This window comes from Variovorax terrae (assembly GCF_022809125.1).
Lineage (GTDB): Bacteria > Pseudomonadota > Gammaproteobacteria > Burkholderiales > Burkholderiaceae_C > Variovorax_A > Variovorax_A terrae.
This window is the reverse complement of record NZ_JALGBI010000003.1, coordinates 730,085-744,994: the sequence shown is the minus strand read 5'-3', so window position 1 is coordinate 744,994 and position 14,910 is coordinate 730,085. Positions and strand designations below refer to the sequence as shown.

Annotated in this window: 15 protein-coding genes; 10 read left to right on the top strand and 5 right to left on the bottom strand. The window is 65.0% G+C overall.

Going from position 1 to position 14,910, the window contains the following annotated elements; genetic code table 11:
• Positions 1-19: 19 nt before the first annotated feature.
• The gene (locus MMF98_RS22895) at positions 20-475 is read right to left on the bottom strand and encodes a hypothetical protein (protein WP_243309646.1); all 456 of its coding nucleotides are present in this window, start codon (positions 473-475) and stop codon (positions 20-22) included.
• A gap of 190 nt (positions 476-665) precedes the next feature.
• Between MMF98_RS22895 and MMF98_RS22890 the strand changes: the two genes are divergently transcribed.
• The 5 genes from MMF98_RS22890 to MMF98_RS22870 all read left to right on the top strand — a co-directional run bounded on the left by MMF98_RS22890 (position 666) and on the right by MMF98_RS22870 (position 5,815).
• Positions 666-1,775 carry a hypothetical protein gene (locus MMF98_RS22890; protein WP_243309645.1) on the top strand — a complete coding sequence of 370 codons (1,110 nt, stop codon included), beginning with the start codon at positions 666-668 and terminating at the stop codon, positions 1,773-1,775.
• Positions 1,766-2,938, top strand: a complete 1,173-nt coding sequence (locus MMF98_RS22885) for a hypothetical protein (protein ID WP_243309644.1) — start codon at positions 1,766-1,768, stop codon at positions 2,936-2,938. Before MMF98_RS22890 ends, MMF98_RS22885 begins: the two co-directional genes overlap by 10 nt.
• A gap of 82 nt (positions 2,939-3,020) precedes the next feature.
• The gene (locus MMF98_RS22880) at positions 3,021-3,653 is read left to right on the top strand and encodes a hypothetical protein (protein ID WP_243309643.1); all 633 of its coding nucleotides are present in this window, start codon (positions 3,021-3,023) and stop codon (positions 3,651-3,653) included.
• Between the two features lie 70 nt (positions 3,654-3,723).
• Positions 3,724-5,394, top strand: coding sequence for a CsgG/HfaB family protein (locus tag MMF98_RS22875; protein ID WP_243309642.1), 1,671 nt, complete (start codon positions 3,724-3,726; stop codon positions 5,392-5,394).
• Positions 5,395-5,467: 73 nt separating this feature from the next.
• Entirely contained in the window at positions 5,468-5,815 is a 348-nt protein-coding gene (locus MMF98_RS22870) for a hypothetical protein (RefSeq protein WP_423837677.1), read from the top strand.
• A 127-nt stretch (positions 5,816-5,942) separates the two neighbouring features.
• Here the strand turns inward: MMF98_RS22870 and MMF98_RS22865 are convergent, their stop codons facing one another.
• The gene (locus MMF98_RS22865) at positions 5,943-7,982 is read right to left on the bottom strand and encodes an ATP-binding protein (protein ID WP_243309641.1); all 2,040 of its coding nucleotides are present in this window, start codon (positions 7,980-7,982) and stop codon (positions 5,943-5,945) included.
• 398 nt (positions 7,983-8,380) lie between these two features.
• Positions 8,381-9,304, bottom strand: coding sequence for a LysR family transcriptional regulator (locus MMF98_RS22860; RefSeq protein ID WP_243309640.1), 924 nt, complete (start codon positions 9,302-9,304; stop codon positions 8,381-8,383).
• A gap of 130 nt (positions 9,305-9,434) precedes the next feature.
• Between MMF98_RS22860 and MMF98_RS22855 the strand changes: the two genes are divergently transcribed.
• Entirely contained in the window at positions 9,435-10,427 is a 993-nt protein-coding gene (locus MMF98_RS22855) for a Bug family tripartite tricarboxylate transporter substrate binding protein (protein ID WP_243309639.1), read from the top strand.
• An 18-nt stretch (positions 10,428-10,445) separates the two neighbouring features.
• On the top strand, positions 10,446-12,128 hold the full coding sequence (locus MMF98_RS22850) for an FAD-dependent oxidoreductase (protein ID WP_243309638.1): 1,683 nt from the start codon (positions 10,446-10,448) through the stop codon (positions 12,126-12,128).
• Positions 12,129-12,158: 30 nt separating this feature from the next.
• Here MMF98_RS22850 and MMF98_RS22845 read toward each other — a convergent pair whose 3' ends face one another.
• Entirely contained in the window at positions 12,159-12,578 is a 420-nt protein-coding gene (locus MMF98_RS22845; protein WP_243309637.1) for a tautomerase family protein, read from the bottom strand.
• A 1-nt stretch (position 12,579) separates the two neighbouring features.
• Positions 12,580-12,786 (bottom strand): hypothetical protein, encoded by a 207-nt coding sequence (locus MMF98_RS22840; RefSeq protein WP_243309636.1) that lies wholly within the window; start codon positions 12,784-12,786, stop codon positions 12,580-12,582.
• A 124-nt stretch (positions 12,787-12,910) separates the two neighbouring features.
• Between MMF98_RS22840 and MMF98_RS22835 the strand changes: the two genes are divergently transcribed.
• Genes MMF98_RS22835 through MMF98_RS22825 form a run of 3 tightly spaced genes read left to right on the top strand, consistent with a single transcriptional unit; the run spans position 12,911 to position 14,899 of the window.
• Entirely contained in the window at positions 12,911-13,819 is a 909-nt protein-coding gene (locus MMF98_RS22835) for a LysR family transcriptional regulator (RefSeq protein ID WP_243309635.1), read from the top strand.
• Between the two features lie 5 nt (positions 13,820-13,824).
• The gene (locus MMF98_RS22830; RefSeq protein WP_243309699.1) at positions 13,825-14,397 is read left to right on the top strand and encodes a phosphatidylglycerophosphatase A family protein; all 573 of its coding nucleotides are present in this window, start codon (positions 13,825-13,827) and stop codon (positions 14,395-14,397) included.
• A gap of 31 nt (positions 14,398-14,428) precedes the next feature.
• On the top strand, positions 14,429-14,899 hold the full coding sequence (locus MMF98_RS22825; protein WP_243309634.1) for a CinA family protein: 471 nt from the start codon (positions 14,429-14,431) through the stop codon (positions 14,897-14,899).
• Positions 14,900-14,910: the final 11 nt, after the last annotated feature.

Genomic DNA, 14,910 nt, shown 5'->3' with positions numbered 1-14,910 from the left:
CACGCATCTCGACGGCCAGTCACCGTTCGCCCTTCGCTTTTCGTGAGAGCGGCGGCCCCGAGGCGGCCGCCCGCGCGGCGACGGCCAAGGCCGCCACGACTTCCTGCACCGTCTTGCGATGCATCGGAGGCAGCGCAAGGTATTGCGCCAGCATTTCGCGGTCCTGCAGGCTCAGCCGTTCAGCCCCCGGCTCCTGTTCACGAGCCAGCAACACCCCGGTTCGAGGACCGAACCGCAGTTCGTCGGGATTCACATGCAGCCATTCGCTGAGCGTGCGGATCTTGTCCTGCATGGGGATCGCCACACCGGCCAGCCATGCTCGTGCAGTGTGCGCCGTGATGCTTTTGCCCCAGTACCGCAGGTTGAATTCGCTGGCCACCACGGCCGGCGACGGCCGCACCCCCGCATCCTCCAGTGCCTGCTTCAGCCGGGAGGAAAACGCCTGAGCCTCATCCGCGTGGGTTCCTTTTGCCATGCATGGAACGCTAGGTTCAAGCTCGGTCGTGATTGTTATAATGTTTTACAAATTAGGTAAAAATCATTTACCAACCACACACCGAGGAGAGGCCAGCGGCATGAAGTGTTTGTCGTCCAGATTCGGCAGGCTTTGGACAGGTCTGCTCTTTTTCTGGCTAGCGTCCCATCCAACGGCCTTCGCACAACAGATGGTGGACGTCGCGCTGGCCGGGCTGGCGTACGCCGGATCGGGCGACGAGCAGGTGCTGGATAAGCGCTTCCCTGAGTCGCGGCGCTACGAAAAAGCGCTGCAGGACGCAGGAACGCCGATTCAGTCGCAATTGCTGCGCACCTTGGCAGCCACCCCTCCCTCCCATTTGCGGATCGTTTCCCAGATCGACGAACTCAAGGGGCGAACCCAGGCGCTGGCGGTCGCACTGGTCATCGGCTCGGAAACGGTGTCCGTCGATCAGTTCGGCCCTCTGCACAAGCTCATGGTGCTCATCCGGGGGCAGACCATGTTCTTCGATTTCAAATCGATGACCGTGGTGCGCGCCTACCCCATCAGCTTCGCCTACGTCGACTCGCTGGACCACTACCCCGGCCCCGACGAGATTCAGGAGCGGGTGCGGCTGGTCTTCGAGGGCGCGAACGACAAGCCGGGCCTGCTCGCGCGCTTCGTCAACAACGTGGCCCGGGCGGAAATTCCGGCGCAGGTGCCACGGTACCTGCAGGTCACGTCCGTGCAGATCCAACCGGAGGCGCTGGAGGCCTTGCCAGCCCACATCAAGTCGGAGCCCGGCGCGGCGGAAACCTGGGCGGCCGATCTGGTGAGCGAGGCCATCTCGACACGGGCCGGGGTGCCCATCGTGCCGTACGCCAAGGGCTACGCCATCGGAAATGTGATGTCGATGCGTATTTCGGACGGAACGGTGTGGGAACTGAAGCTGCCCAAACCCGACTATGAAATCAGCACGGAGCTCTCTGGTTTCAAAAAAATCAAGTTCAGCGAAGTCCCCGGTGGAGCGACCAGTTTTGTCTATGGCGCGTATGCACAACTGCGCATTGAAGAGCCGCTGAGCCGCAAGGCGTACCTGAACACAGCCTTGAAGAACGGCGAGACCCGTGTGATCCCCGCCAGCCAAGGCGGTGTGAACGATTTTGAGCATTTCTACGACGCGGTCAACCGCTTGTTCGTGAAGCTGGCCCAGGTGATAGGCGGCACGGGCGATGAGAAGTGGCTCAAGAGCGCCGCCGCCGCAAAGGACATCGAACAGCAAATCTCACAGACCAAGGAGTTGATGAAGCTATGCAAGTAATCAAACACCTCATCGCCGTCCTGATGGCCGCCTTCGCCCTGCAGGCGGGCGCGCAGATCCAGCAGGCGCGCGGCCAGTACACCGCGAACTACAAGGAATCCATCGGCGCCTTCGACCGCAAGGAAGCATCGGGTGCCGTCAAGCAGAAGGCGCGGCAGGAGGCCGCGCTGAAAGCGGTGGAGGCCTATTACGCCGAAGCCGGGCAATCCGAGTCAGCCAATTTCAATGCGATCCGCGGCAAGATTCTGGAAGAGCCGGGGCGCTACATCCTGGACACCACGGTGATCGCGGAAACCGACAACCCCAAGGAATTCGAATACAGCGTGGTGGTCCGCATTTCGCTGAATGTGGCCAACCTGCGCAACGCGGTACAGGCCAGTTCCGCTGTCGCCCGCACGGCTGAAAGCGAAAAGTCGGCGCTGAGCTTCGTGTTCGTGTCGCGGCAGGTGGATTCAACCAAGAGCTACGACGACCGCGTCTTCAAGCGGCAAGACAGTTCGGCGCAATCCTCCGCCGCGCGGCAGGACCGGAACGCCGTGGCGGAAAAAACCAGCGAAGGCGAGTCGGTCAAGCGTTCGCAGGTCAACACCTACGGCTCCGCGTCCAGGACGGTGGATCGCAGCACGGATGTTTCCGTCAAATCCACCGTGACCTCCGAGACCGGCGGCAGCACCGTGAGCCGGGCCAGTGACTCCACCTGGCGCCTGCTGCCGAGCGCCAATCTGAACCAGGTGTTCGTTGCACAGTTCTCGCAAGCCGGCTACGACGTGATCGAGGGTGCCATGGTCGAGTCCCAGGCCTTCAAGGTGGCGGACATCGAAAACGACTACAAGTCGGGCAACGACCTGCAGCCGAAGACGCTGCGCGCCATCGCCGCTGGCATGAAAGACGCGCAGATCCCCTACATCGCCCTGGGCACTCTGGACGTGGGTCTTGCAGCCAAGGACCCGCAAACCGGCCTGATGCGCGTGTCGGTCACGGTCAATGCCAAGGTCCTGGATGTCACCAAATCCATCCCGCGCACCCGCGTGGCGGTAGGCCCGGTTTCCTATGCCGGCGTCGGCCCCAGCGAGGACGAGGCGCGTGGCAATGCCCTCAAATCTGCCGCCAGCAACGCCGCCCAGGAGTTGTCCAGCCGCATGACCACGATGGGCGTGCGCTGAAACGCGTCGTCTCGGCGTTCCCGCCTCGCATCGAGAGAAGCACCTGTTTCCCAACCTCAACCACTGCAAGAAAGGTTTCATCATGAAAAAGACGTTTGCCGTTGCTCTCACGGCCATGGCCTTGGCATCGCCGACCCTGAGTTTTGCCCAATTCGGGAATATGCTGGGCAATCTCACGGGTAACAAATCATCCGGAGGCAACGCCGGCGCCGACATGGGCGCGCAGCAGGACCAGTTGGTGCGCACCTATATGGCGGCCGGCAAGGACATCCAGACGGCCAATGGCCACATGGCAGCGGCCCTGGGCATCAACGCCCAAGCGGTGGACGCAGCAGCAACATCGGACTCCCTGTCGGCCAAGGACATTGAAGCGCAGGACAAGGCTATCAGCGCCAACGCCGCCGCCCAGTCGGAGGCGCTCAAGTCCGGCGCCACGCTAAAGGACGCGGAGGCCAAGACCAGGTACGCCCAGGGCCTTCTCTCGCTGGCCACGGGCGTGAAGAAGTACATGGACTTGGGCAAGGACGCCCAAGGCTTCTCCTCCGGGCTGTCCAGCGTGTCGCCGATGCAATTGGGCAAGCTCGAGTCTGGTGCCTACATCGTCAAGAATCTGCCCGGCAGCGTCTCCAATCTGACGAGCGTGCTCAGGCGCGCCATCGATTTCGCCAAAAACAACGGCGTGGACATCCCGAGGGAAGCCACCAGCCTCCTCTGATCTTCAGAGCCGCAACCGACCGAGGGAGTCCGTGATGCAAAGAATTGGAATCTGCGCACTTGCGTTGTTGATGGCCCTGTTGTCGGCCTGCGGCAAGAAACAAGAGGCCGCGAGCCCCGCGCCCGCGGCCAGCGCGCCGACGCAGGACAAGGCACAGAGCGGCGCCCCTGATGTCGGCGGCGTCACCAAGGTGCGCCGCGAGGTCGAGGCGATCGGCAGCACACAGGAACTGGCCGTGGTCGCCGCCCTGCAGTCGGCCGTGGCGCAAGTGAATGGGGTGCGTGTGGCTAGCCAGTTGCAGAGCGTGCGCTCGGGACTGGATGTGTCGGTCGATGGACAGAACGCGAATTCGGTCCGCTCCGAGGCCTTTGCGCAGAAACTGATGGCTGCCAGCCAAGGCACGGTGACGGGCTTCGAGATTCTGTCCCAAGAAGAGATCGACAAGCTGGATGAGCAGACCATCGCCCGTGTGCGGGCCAGCGACGGGGGTTACAGCTATTCGGCCTTGGCCTCTTCCGAAGCGAAGGCCAGCGTCGACGCCCGCGCCAACACCAGCGTCAGCATCGACGGGGACAGCGGCCAGTCCTCGGGCTCGTACAGCGGCTCGGCCTCGCGCAACGACAAGGCCAAGATCGACGTCAAGCGCGGAGCCAGCTCCTACGAGTCTGATGCCAGCTACAAGAAGATGCGCAGCTACTGGAAGGTGCGCGTGCGCGTGGACGTGGCGCAGTACCGCGCGCCCGACGAACAAGGGCGGCCCAAGATCGTGGTGGCCATGCCGAAGACGTCAGTCGCCAGCTACGCCGTGGGCGATGGCCGCGTGAATGCAGCCGAGGTGGCAAGCGCCGTGCGCGGTCGGCTTTCCGACATCCTGACGCAGACCAAGCGATTCATCGTGCTGGACCGCGAGTTCGGCAGCGACATGCAGGCAGAGATCGACCACATCAACAGCGGCAATGTGCGCCTGCAGGACAGCGCACGGCTGGGCCAGCAATTGGCCACCGATCTGATTCTGATCCCGACCATTGAGCGATTCGAGTATCCGCGCAGCGTGCGGCAACTGCGCATGAGCGACCGGCAATTGGTGTCCTACTCGGGCGGCGGGCGCATTACGCTGCGCCTGCTCAACGCGGCAACCGGCGAGGTGGTGATGTCGGACAGTTTCGATCACCAACTGGCATCAGCCGACCCCAGCACGATGCCACGGGTGATCGATGGCAGGAACATGGCCGCGCAGATGATGGACTCGTTCTCCGGGCAGATCGGCGGCGCCATCGTGACCGGCCTGTTCCCTGTGACCGTCGTCTCCATGGCGGGAGATCAGGTCGTGCTGAGCCAGGGGGGAGAGTCCCTGCAGGCGGGGCAACGCTGGCAGGCTGTGTATCTGGGCGAAGAACTCAAGGACCCGCAGACCGGCCGCTCGCTGGGGCGCAGCGAAACGCCCGTGGGCGTCATCCGGATCGACCGCGTGTCTGCGCAGACATCCTACGGAACCCTGGAAGAGGGCACGGGCCCTCTGGCCGACAAGCCCTTTCGCCCCGGAGCCATCACCTTGCGGCAAAAAGCAGCGCTCAAGACAGCCGCCATCAGCAAAGCGCAAGCCGAAGGCCATGATGCAGCGGCCCCGGCTGCGGTGGCCAAACCCTCTCGCAATGCGGTGCGCCAACAGCCCCAGGGCGAAGCGGCATCGGCAGATGTACCGAAGGCGCCGCAAACCCGTCACAGCGATGACAAATGGTGAAAGCGGGCTCTATCGCTCGCCAAGACAACGCTGAACAAGAGCGCGAAGTGGTGTAGCCACGGCCGCGGTCGACATCAGCGACGGCCTGCTCGGCGACCTCGGACACATCCTCCAGGCCTCGGGCATGGGCGCTCGCGTCGATACCTCGATTGCTATTAATTTAATAGCATCAAACAAATACCCCACCTGGACATCGGCCGCTTTTTCCTCTGAAAAGCGGCTGGAACTGGTGCTGTCGGGCGGCGATGAGGCCTGCACCGCGCCGGCCTCCGCCCGCGCGGCGGTGCAGGCTGCTTCGGTGCAGGCGCAGACCCGCGTCACGCGCATTGGCTGCATTGAGGCCGAAGCCGGTATCCGACTGGTGGATGCGGATGAGGCGCCGGTGCAGGGGGCGTTCAGGTCGTTTGATCACTTTGGGTGAGGGGCGGGCAAGCCGCCCCGTCGGTGAAGATTTCGGTGGGCGACGCCAAGCAGTGGGGCGCTTGTCGCTCGTGGGGAGCAGCGGCTTTCGATCCTAGGCAGACATCAGCGATGGCAAAGACAGACGCTCACAAGTTTGTTGGTAGCCCCAACTTGTCAAAAAAAGCCCGATTGCGTTCTCTCGCCCCATTGAGAAGGCGGTCGAAAGAAGTTACCTCGATGTAGGCCCTGAAATTTGGGTTGTAGCCGAAGTAGCCTTGTCTGTCGCTTGTTACAGTTAATTGAGCCAACTTGCAGCGTCTTTCGACCGAAGGAGTGATATCACAAATGACGTAGCAAAAGCCAGGAATCTCGTCTGAGCGTGGGATCGGTCTACCACTGGCTGTTTGCGTTTGTCCATTGCGGATTCGATCAAGGTAACCCAACGCCTGCTCAATGGGGTCTTTATCCTCTCCGCTGGCAGCGTCGTTCCGCATTGGCCTTTTGATTTCGACCACTATGATCGATGCGAGTGGAAGGCGCTGACCTTCAGCAACAAGTAGAGGTTCATCGAACACGTTAAGTGCGACAAGGTCAGGTTCCTTCGTTTCATCAGTCTGGACGATGGGCATGGACGATAATGGCTTGTCCGATGCAAGGAAGTCGTGGAAGGCCAACCTCTCATCGATCAACCAAAGGTTTGACTTTTCGAGTAGATCGTTCGAAGTCTTACGCATTGGCATGATGATTTCATGAATCAAATCTTCCCGCGCATATTTGCCGTCGTCTCCGCGTTCAATCGCCTTCTGCAATATGTCGAGGATGGTTTTCCGGTGAAATACGTAGCCAGCGAGGTCAGACATCTTCACTGCCTCGACCTTTGACAGATAGTCATTGAGCCTCGCGCGGTAGTGTTCGGTGGTCTCGTCTGATTCCACCGTCATGATGGAGTGGCCCTCAACAAGAAGGCTGCTTTCAATCTCAGAAAGTTGCTTATGCAGTAACAGGTCAAGATCCCTATCAGAGATTGAGGGATCCACGCTCAACTTCTCTTCGCTGATTCTTGCAAGAATGGGGCGGTACCTTGGTGCGCGTTGAGATACGAATTTCTCAACGCGCTCACGCCCAGCAGCACGACTCTCTTGCAAGTACATGGCAAGAAACTCCTTAGAAGAGTCCAGAACCGCAGTGCGAATATCGGTCAAGCTCAGCTCAGTAGCGGCAAAGAGATCGTCGCTGATTTCCTCAATGTCAAAGCCAATGCGCTCAGGTCGCACGTGTTGATCGAGGAACGGCGAAGTCATGTAGCAACCATACAAAAAATCACCATCGTCATCGACGATTCGGCCATGAAGTCCTGACACCTTGCCGGTGATGCCCTCCTCCTTTACGACCCGACCGGCCGCACACCATGCGACAAATGGTTCTCTTGGTGTTGAGGCCTTGAGCTTCAGATGCGTGAGTTCAAATGGCTTGCCCTTGATTGTTAGTGACTGACGCTGGGCAGACGAGTGCATGCATTCCTCGTAAACGTCATCTAAAACAATGGCCTCGTCGTGGTCCACCACCTTGATCTTAGGGGCGCCACCATCGCGCACGAAGTACCAAAGACAGTGCTCAAACAGTGCGTTGGCGATCGTTCTGCCGGTTTTCGGTGCTCGCTCTCGGTATTCCTTCTTGAAACCACGCAGGTGAACTTCTGTCTGCCTCGTCGTTGAAGTCGACGGTGAAACCGTCAGGCCGTCAACACCCTTGGACGCAGTGAAGGTAAAGCTGCGTTTAAGAAGTCTGCTGTCTGGGCCTATGAAGTTGCTGTCGATCTCGACAGAGTCGAAGGCCTTGAGCCATAGAAGGCGACCAACACCACGACAGCCTTCTAATGCTTTGAAATCGGAGTCGAGTGTCTCGAATGATTGCAGGTTTGAATCGTCAAAGCCGCAACCGTTGTCGCGCACTCGAAAGCCAACAATTGCCTCCTGCGGTGGGGCGCCGCGCCGACCAACCCCTTCAAGCTGGAGCGTTTGTTGCGAAGAACGCTCGATCTCTATAACGATCTCGCCGTCATCAACTGACGACATAGTTGATGCAACCGCCTGAATCGAGTTGACCACAGCCTCGAACAGGGGCATCAAGCCGTGGGTTCGCGGAAGGGGAGTGTTTCTCAGTCGTCCAGCAAGGAACGTGTTCATGCTCATAGGTGGCGCCTCTCCATGCGATTGATATTCGTCCTCAAGACGAATAATTATGTGTTTTTATACAGCACTCGACAATGACCCAAACGTCTTGCGTCAATGATGCAGTCTAGCTGGCGCTGTGTTCGGAGGCCGCTCTTTTGGCCCGTCTGAGACGCGCTTGTGCGAGTCGAAGTCCGCACATTCAAGTGAACCGGCAAAACGTGTCAATGTAAATGTCCGTTTGCCGCATTCCTAGTACCTCGGTCAGCTTCTGGCCGAAAGTGACTGTTTGCCCTTGCTCACAATGAATGATGCCGCGCGTGGCTACAAGTATCAAATGCGACCGGCAACGGCCGTGATGTGCAGCGGCGCCATGACCCACATCAACCCCAACTACCCACCCCAGCCGCCACTCAGACCCGCTCCACACCCCGACTCCGCCCCAGCTCCGCCCGCATCACCGCAATAAAGCGCTCGCACGCCGGCGACAGCGAGCGGCCGCGCTTGGTCACCACGGCCACGTCGCGCGAGACGCGCGGCGCCGCCAGCGGCTTGATCACCAGGCCCGGCTGGCGGGCCGCCGCGGCATAGGCCGCGGGCATGATGGAGGCGCCCAGGCCGCTGGCCGTCATCCACAGCGCGGTGGACAGGAACGCCACCTCGTTCACCACCTCTAGCGTCACGCCCGCCTTGGCCGCGGTGGCGTCGATCATCGGGCGGATGCCGTAGCCCGGCCGCACGGTGATGACGGGGTGGCCGGCCAGGTCGGCCCAGCGCACGCTGCGGGCGCGCGCCAGCGGGTGGTCTGGCGCGCAGACCAGGCTCAGGTGGTCGCGCAGCAGCGGCTGCGTGTCCACGTCGGCGCCGGCGCGCTCGGGCGTGCCGATGCCGAACTCCACATGCTCGCCCAGGATGCGCGGCACGAACTGGTCGGGTGCGCAGTCATCCACCACCACGCGGATCTCGGGATGCAGCGCCACGAAGCGGCGGATCACGCCGGGCAGCAATATCTCGCCCAGCGTGGGCGTGACGGCCAGGCACACGCGCCCGCGCCGCAGTTGCGTGAGGTCGCGAAAGCCCGCACCCAGCGCGTCGACGTCGCGCAGAATGCGCTCGGCCACCGCCACGGCCTCGCGCGCGGCCTCGGTGGGCTGCAGCGAGCGCGTGGTGCGGTCGAACAGGCGCACGCCCAGGCCTTCTTCCATCTGGCGGATCAGCACGCTCACCGCCGACTGCGTGACGAACAGCTGCGTGGCCGCCGCGCTGAGCTTGCGCAGCTGGTACACGGCCATGAAGGCGCGCAGCTGGCGCAGCGTGGGCGTGAAGCTTTGATTCATGAAGTTACATCATATTTGGTTTTGAATTTTTCGATTTACGAATGAATCGATCACGGTTCCAATGCGCTCTTCGGAGACAAGGCAGGCCAGCGCCCCAAGGCGCGGCCCGCCGCCACCAGGAGACAACCTCATGAACCGCATCATCCGCACGCTGGCAGTGTTCGCAGCCAGCGCCGCCGTGCTGGGCGCCCAGGCCCAGGCGCAAGCCCCCGCCGCCCGCAGCGACTACCCCACCAAGCCGATCCGCGTGGTCGTGACCTTCCCGCCCGGCGGCAGCAGCGACGCCGTGGTGCGCATGCTGCTGCCGCGCCTGAACGACAAGCTCGGCCAGCAGGTCATCGTGGACAACCGGCCCGGCGCGGGCGGCAACATCGGCCTCTCGGTGGTGGCCAAGGCCCCGGCCGACGGCTACACGCTGGGCGTGGGCGCGGCCGGCGGGCTCACCGCCAATGTGAGCCTCTACGCGCAGATGCCGTTCGACCCGATCAAGGACTTCAAGCCCGTGACCATGCTGGCGGCGATTCCGTTCGTCATCATCGGCCACCCCTCACTGGGCCCGAAGAACCTGCGCGACCTGATCGCGCTGGCCAAGGCCCAGCCGGGCAAGCTGTCCATCGCGCATGGCGGCAACGGCACGGCCATGCACCTGTCGGCCGCGCTGCTGGGCCAGATGGCCGAGGTGAGGCTGGTCGAGGTGCCGTACCGCGGCTCGGGCCCGGCGGCGCTGGACGTGCTCTCGGGCCAGATCCCGCTGGCCGTGGTGGACCTGCCCTCGGCGCTGCAGCACATCAAGGCCGGCAAGCTGGTCGCCTACGCCGTGACCAGCCCGCAGCGCCTGGCCATGCTGCCCGAGGTGCCCACGGTGTCGGAGGCCGGCCTGCCGGGCTACGACTCCACCGGCTGGTTCGGCCTGGTGGCGCCGGCCGGCACGCCGCAGCCCATCATCGCGCGGCTGAACGCGGAGTTCACCGCCGCGCTCAACGACGAAGCCACCAAGGCCAGCATGCGCGGCCTGGGCGTGGAGCCTGCGCCCACCAAGGTGGAGGATTTCGAGCGCTACCTCCAGTCGGAGACCCGCAAGTGGGCCAAGGTGATCAAGACCGCCGACATCAAGCTGGACTGAACAGGAATCAAACAAGTCATGACGAGCAACGAGATGCAGACCGACGTGCTGGTCGTCGGCGCCGGCCCGGTGGGCCTGACGCTGGCGATGGATCTGGCCGGGCGCGGCGTGAAGGTAACGGTTGCCGAGATCCGGCGCTATGCCGAGCCGCCCAATGTCAAGTGCAACCACGTGTCGGCGCGCACCATGGAGCAGTTCCGCCGCCTCGGCGTGGCGCAGAAGCTGCGCGACGCCGGCCTGCCCGAGGACTATCCGAACGACGTGGTGTTCCGCACCAGCGTGACCGGCATCGAGCTCACGCGCATCCCCATTCCCTGCCGGCGCGACCGCTACACCGAGACCGAGGGCCCCGACGCCTGGTGGCCCACGCCCGAGCCGCCGCACCGCATCAACCAGCTGTTCCTCGAACCCATCCTGCTCGAGCACGCGGCGGCCCAGCCCGGCGTCACCCTGCTCAACCGCACCCAGGTCACCGGCTTCACGCAGGACGACGACGGCGTCAGCGCCACGCTGCTGGACCTGGACACGGGCGCCACGCGCACGCTGCGCTGCCGCTACCTCGTGGGCTGCGACGGCGGCAGCTCGGGTGTGCGCAAGCAGATCGGCGCCAGGCTCGAAGGCACGGCCGTGATCCAGCGCGTGCAGTCCACCTACATCCGCGCGCCGCAGCTCAAGGGCCTGATCCCGGGCAAGCCCGCGTGGTCGTACTACTCGGTCAACCCGCGCCGCTGCGGCACCATGTTCGCGATCGACGGCCATGACACCTGGCTGGTGCACAACCACCTGAACGCCGAAGAGCCCGAGTTCGATTCGGTGGACCGCGACTGGGCCATCCGCGAGATCCTGGGCGTGGGCGCGGACTTCGCCTACGAGGTCATCACCAAGGAGGACTGGGTCGGCCGCCGCCTGGTGGCCAACCGCTTCCGCGACCGCAGGGTGTTCCTCGCGGGCGACGCCGCCCACCTGTGGGTGCCTTACGCGGGCTACGGCATGAACGCGGGCATCGCCGACGCGATCAACCTGTCGTGGCTGCTGGCCGCACGGGTGCAGGGCTGGGCCGAAGAGGCCATTCTCGACGCCTACGAGGCCGAGCGCCAGCCGATCACCGAACAGGTCTCGCACTTCGCGATGGACCATGCGCAGAAGATGATCAAGGCGCGCCGCGCCGTGCCGCCGAACATCGAGGCCCAGGACGCCGAAGGCGAGGCCGCGCGCGCGCTGATCGGCCAGGAGGCCTACGAGCTCAACGTGCAGCAGTTCTGCTGCGGAGGCCTGAACTTCGGCTACTACTACACCGGCTCGCCGATCATCGCGAGCGACGAGGAAGCGCCGCCGGCCTACACCATGGGCGGCTTCACGCCGTCCACCGTGCCGGGCTGCCGCGCGCCCCACTTCTGGCTGGCCGACGGCCGCTCGCTGTACGACGCCTTTGGCCCGGGCTACACGTTGCTGCGCTTCGATGGGCAGGCCGATGCCGCGCCGCTGCTGGCGGCCGCGCAGGCGCGCGGCCTACCGCTGGCGCTGCTGGACGTGCGGGCCCGGGGCAACGCCGTGCCCGAGGCCTACCGCCACGCGCTGGTGCTGTGCCGGGCCGACCAGCAGGTGGTGTGGCGCGGCGACCGGCTGCCGGCGCAGCCGCAGGCGCTGGTGGAGCAACTGCGCGGCGCCACCGCACCCGCCGCATTGCCGCTGGCAGCCTGACGCGCCGGCCTGGGGGCCTGTGAACAGGCCTCAGGCGTGCGCCGGCTCGCGCTGGCGCCAGCGCGCGTCCTGGCGCGCCTGCTGGGTCTGGCCGCCATAGCCCCAGTCGGTGGCTGGCAGCTCGCGCACGATCACGTAGCTGGCCGGCTCCAGCGGGCCGCCATGGGCCAGCTGGCGCTGCAGCTCGGCAAACGCGGCCGCGATGAAGGCGGCCTTCTGCGCCGCGGTGTTGGTGCCCTGGGTGATGCTGATCTCGAGCATCGCCGTCGGCTGCTGCACGTCGGCGCCGCCCACATACCAGCGCGCGGCAGGCAGGTCGTCGATGACGACGGCGGTGACCTCGGCGCGCTTGCCCAGCACGCGCGCCGTGATCTCGGTCAGCGCGCGCGCCAGCGACTGGTAGCGCTCGGGGTTCTGCAACGGCGCGATCTTCAGGTGCAGGGTCGGCATCTCAGGCTCCTGCCTGCGGGCGCAGTTGCGCGGCAGAGGTCTTGCGGCCCGGCTGGCGGCCAAGCACCCGCGCCGCACGCGCCAGGACGGCCGGCGCCTCCTGCCAGAAATGCGCAATGGCCTCCCGGCGCAGGCGCGGGGCGCAGGCCTTGGCGGCATCGATCAGGGCCCTGTCGGACAGCGGCCTGCGGGGGGTGGCGGTGTTCATGACGGTTCCTTTCCTGTGGCCAGCCCACTGTAGGCAAGCCGCGGCCGCGCGGAAAGCGCCCGCGCTGCAAATGGGTGTTGCAGCGCCTGCAACACCGGCGCGCCCACCCCGTTACCATGGGGCCATGAGGGACCTGGTTTTCGACGACATGCATCTGTTCGCGCGCGTGGCCGAACTCGGCACGCTGTCGGCCGTGGCGCGCGAGCGCGGCGTGCCGGTGAGCCAGGTCTCGCGCACGCTGAGCCGCATCGAGCGGGCCTGCAGCGCGCGGCTGGTGCACCGCTCGACCCACGGCCTGCTGCTCACCGCCGAGGGCGAGACCTTCCTCGACTACTGCCACCGCGTGGGCGGCACCTTCAGCGAGCTGGAGGCCGAGTTCGCCAGGAAGACGCGCGACATCGGCGGCGTGGTGCGGCTGGCCGTGAGCCCCTCGATGGCGCACTACATGATCGTGCCCAGCCTGGCGGGCCTGACCGAGCGCTACCCGCGGCTGCAGGTGGACATCCATGCCGACGACCGGCTGGTGGACATGGCGCGCGAGGGCGTGGACATCGCGATCCGCACCGGCTCCACCCACACCGAGGCCGTGATCGCACGCGAGATCGGCCACCACAGCCGCTACCTCTACGCCAGCCCGCAGTACCTGCAGCGCCATGGCACGCCGAGCCACCCCGACGAGCTGGCCGAGCACAAGCTCATCACCAACAGCGCGGCGCTGCACCTGAACCGCTGGCCCTTCCTGCTCGACGGCGAGCCGGTGGCGCGGCAGATGCAGGGCCACTACCGCACGGCCTCCACCGGCATCATGATGTCGATGGTGCTCAACCACCTGGGCATCTGCCGCTGCAACGACCTCATCGCCGCGCCGCTGGTGGCCGAGGGCCGCCTGGTGCGGCTGCTCGAGAGCCACACCGACGCCAAGCACTTCCCGATCTACGCCATGATGCAGCCCCAGCGCCACCGCCTGCCCAAGATCAAGGCCTGCATCGACTACTGGGCCGACTGGTTCGGCAGCATCCAGCCCTCCTCATGATGAACATGCCCCTGGACTTTCCCCCACCTCCGCCCTCCGCCGCACCGGCGCCCGCGCCGATCGCCCGCCCCAATGCGCGGTTCCTGCTGTCGCACCCGGCGCACTTCATCGCGCTGGGCTTCGGCTCCGGCCTGTCGCCGGTGGCGCCCGGCACCGCCGGCACGCTGTGGGCCTGGCTCGCCTTCCTGGTGATGCAGCCGCACCTGAGCGAGCGCCAGATGGGCCTATTGATCGGCGCCTCGCTGCTGGTGGGCTGGTGGGCCTGCAGCGTGACGGCGCGGCACATGCGCGTGGCCGATCCCGGCAGCGTCGTCTGGGACGAGGTGGTGGCGTTCTGGCTGGTGCTCTGGCTGGTCACCCCCGCCGGGCTGTGGGGCCAGCTCGCGGCGTTCGCGCTGTTCCGCTTCTTCGACGCGGCCAAGCCCGGGCCGGTGGGCTGGGCCGACCGCCGCTTCAAGATTTCGCCGGCCTCGCACCGCACGGCCGACTGGGCGCGCGCTGGCTTCGGCATCCTGTTCGACGACCTGGTGGCCGCCTTCTGCGCCCTGCTGGTGATCGCGGCCTGGCGCTTCTGGTGAACCCAAATCGCTATCAAAACAGGAGCAAACAATGACCGCAGCACCTGGACCTCTGGCCGATTTGCTTCAAAAACGCGGCTGGATGATGGCCACCGCCGAGAGTTGCACCGGCGGCCTGATCGCCGGCGCCTGCACCGACCTCGCGGGCTCGAGCAACTGGTTCGAGCGCGGCTTCGTGACCTACTCCAACGAGGCCAAGACCGAGCTGCTGGGCGTGGACGCCGCGCTGATCGCGCAGCATGGCGCCGTGAGCGAGCCGGTGGCGCGCGCCATGGCCGAGGGCGCGCTCGCGCACTCGCGGGCCCAGGTGGCCGTGGCCGTCACCGGCGTGGCCGGCCCCAGCGGCGGCAGCCCTGACAAACCCGTGGGCCTGGTCTGGTTCGGCTGGTGCGTACAGGGCCGCACCACCTCGCAAGCGCAGCATTTCGGCGGCGACCGCGCCGCCGTGCGCGCCGCCACGGTGCAGCATGCGCTGCAGCGGCTGACCGAACTGCTGCGTTAGAGCCTGTTCAC

Coding starts and splice junctions, on each gene's coding strand:
- MMF98_RS22895 (WP_243309646.1), bottom strand. CDS start 475: ATGGCAAAAGGAACCCACGCGGATGAGGCTCAGGCGTTTTCCTCCCGG.
- MMF98_RS22890 (WP_243309645.1), top strand. CDS start 666: ATGGTGGACGTCGCGCTGGCCGGGCTGGCGTACGCCGGATCGGGCGAC.
- MMF98_RS22885 (WP_243309644.1), top strand. CDS start 1,766: ATGCAAGTAATCAAACACCTCATCGCCGTCCTGATGGCCGCCTTCGCC.
- MMF98_RS22880 (WP_243309643.1), top strand. CDS start 3,021: ATGAAAAAGACGTTTGCCGTTGCTCTCACGGCCATGGCCTTGGCATCG.
- MMF98_RS22875 (WP_243309642.1), top strand. CDS start 3,724: ATGGCCCTGTTGTCGGCCTGCGGCAAGAAACAAGAGGCCGCGAGCCCC.
- MMF98_RS22865 (WP_243309641.1), bottom strand. CDS start 7,982: ATGAACACGTTCCTTGCTGGACGACTGAGAAACACTCCCCTTCCGCGA.
- MMF98_RS22860 (WP_243309640.1), bottom strand. CDS start 9,304: ATGAATCAAAGCTTCACGCCCACGCTGCGCCAGCTGCGCGCCTTCATG.
- MMF98_RS22855 (WP_243309639.1), top strand. CDS start 9,435: ATGAACCGCATCATCCGCACGCTGGCAGTGTTCGCAGCCAGCGCCGCC.
- MMF98_RS22850 (WP_243309638.1), top strand. CDS start 10,446: ATGACGAGCAACGAGATGCAGACCGACGTGCTGGTCGTCGGCGCCGGC.
- MMF98_RS22845 (WP_243309637.1), bottom strand. CDS start 12,578: ATGCCGACCCTGCACCTGAAGATCGCGCCGTTGCAGAACCCCGAGCGC.
- MMF98_RS22840 (WP_243309636.1), bottom strand. CDS start 12,786: ATGAACACCGCCACCCCCCGCAGGCCGCTGTCCGACAGGGCCCTGATC.
- MMF98_RS22835 (WP_243309635.1), top strand. CDS start 12,911: ATGAGGGACCTGGTTTTCGACGACATGCATCTGTTCGCGCGCGTGGCC.
- MMF98_RS22830 (WP_243309699.1), top strand. CDS start 13,825: ATGCCCCTGGACTTTCCCCCACCTCCGCCCTCCGCCGCACCGGCGCCC.
- MMF98_RS22825 (WP_243309634.1), top strand. CDS start 14,429: ATGACCGCAGCACCTGGACCTCTGGCCGATTTGCTTCAAAAACGCGGC.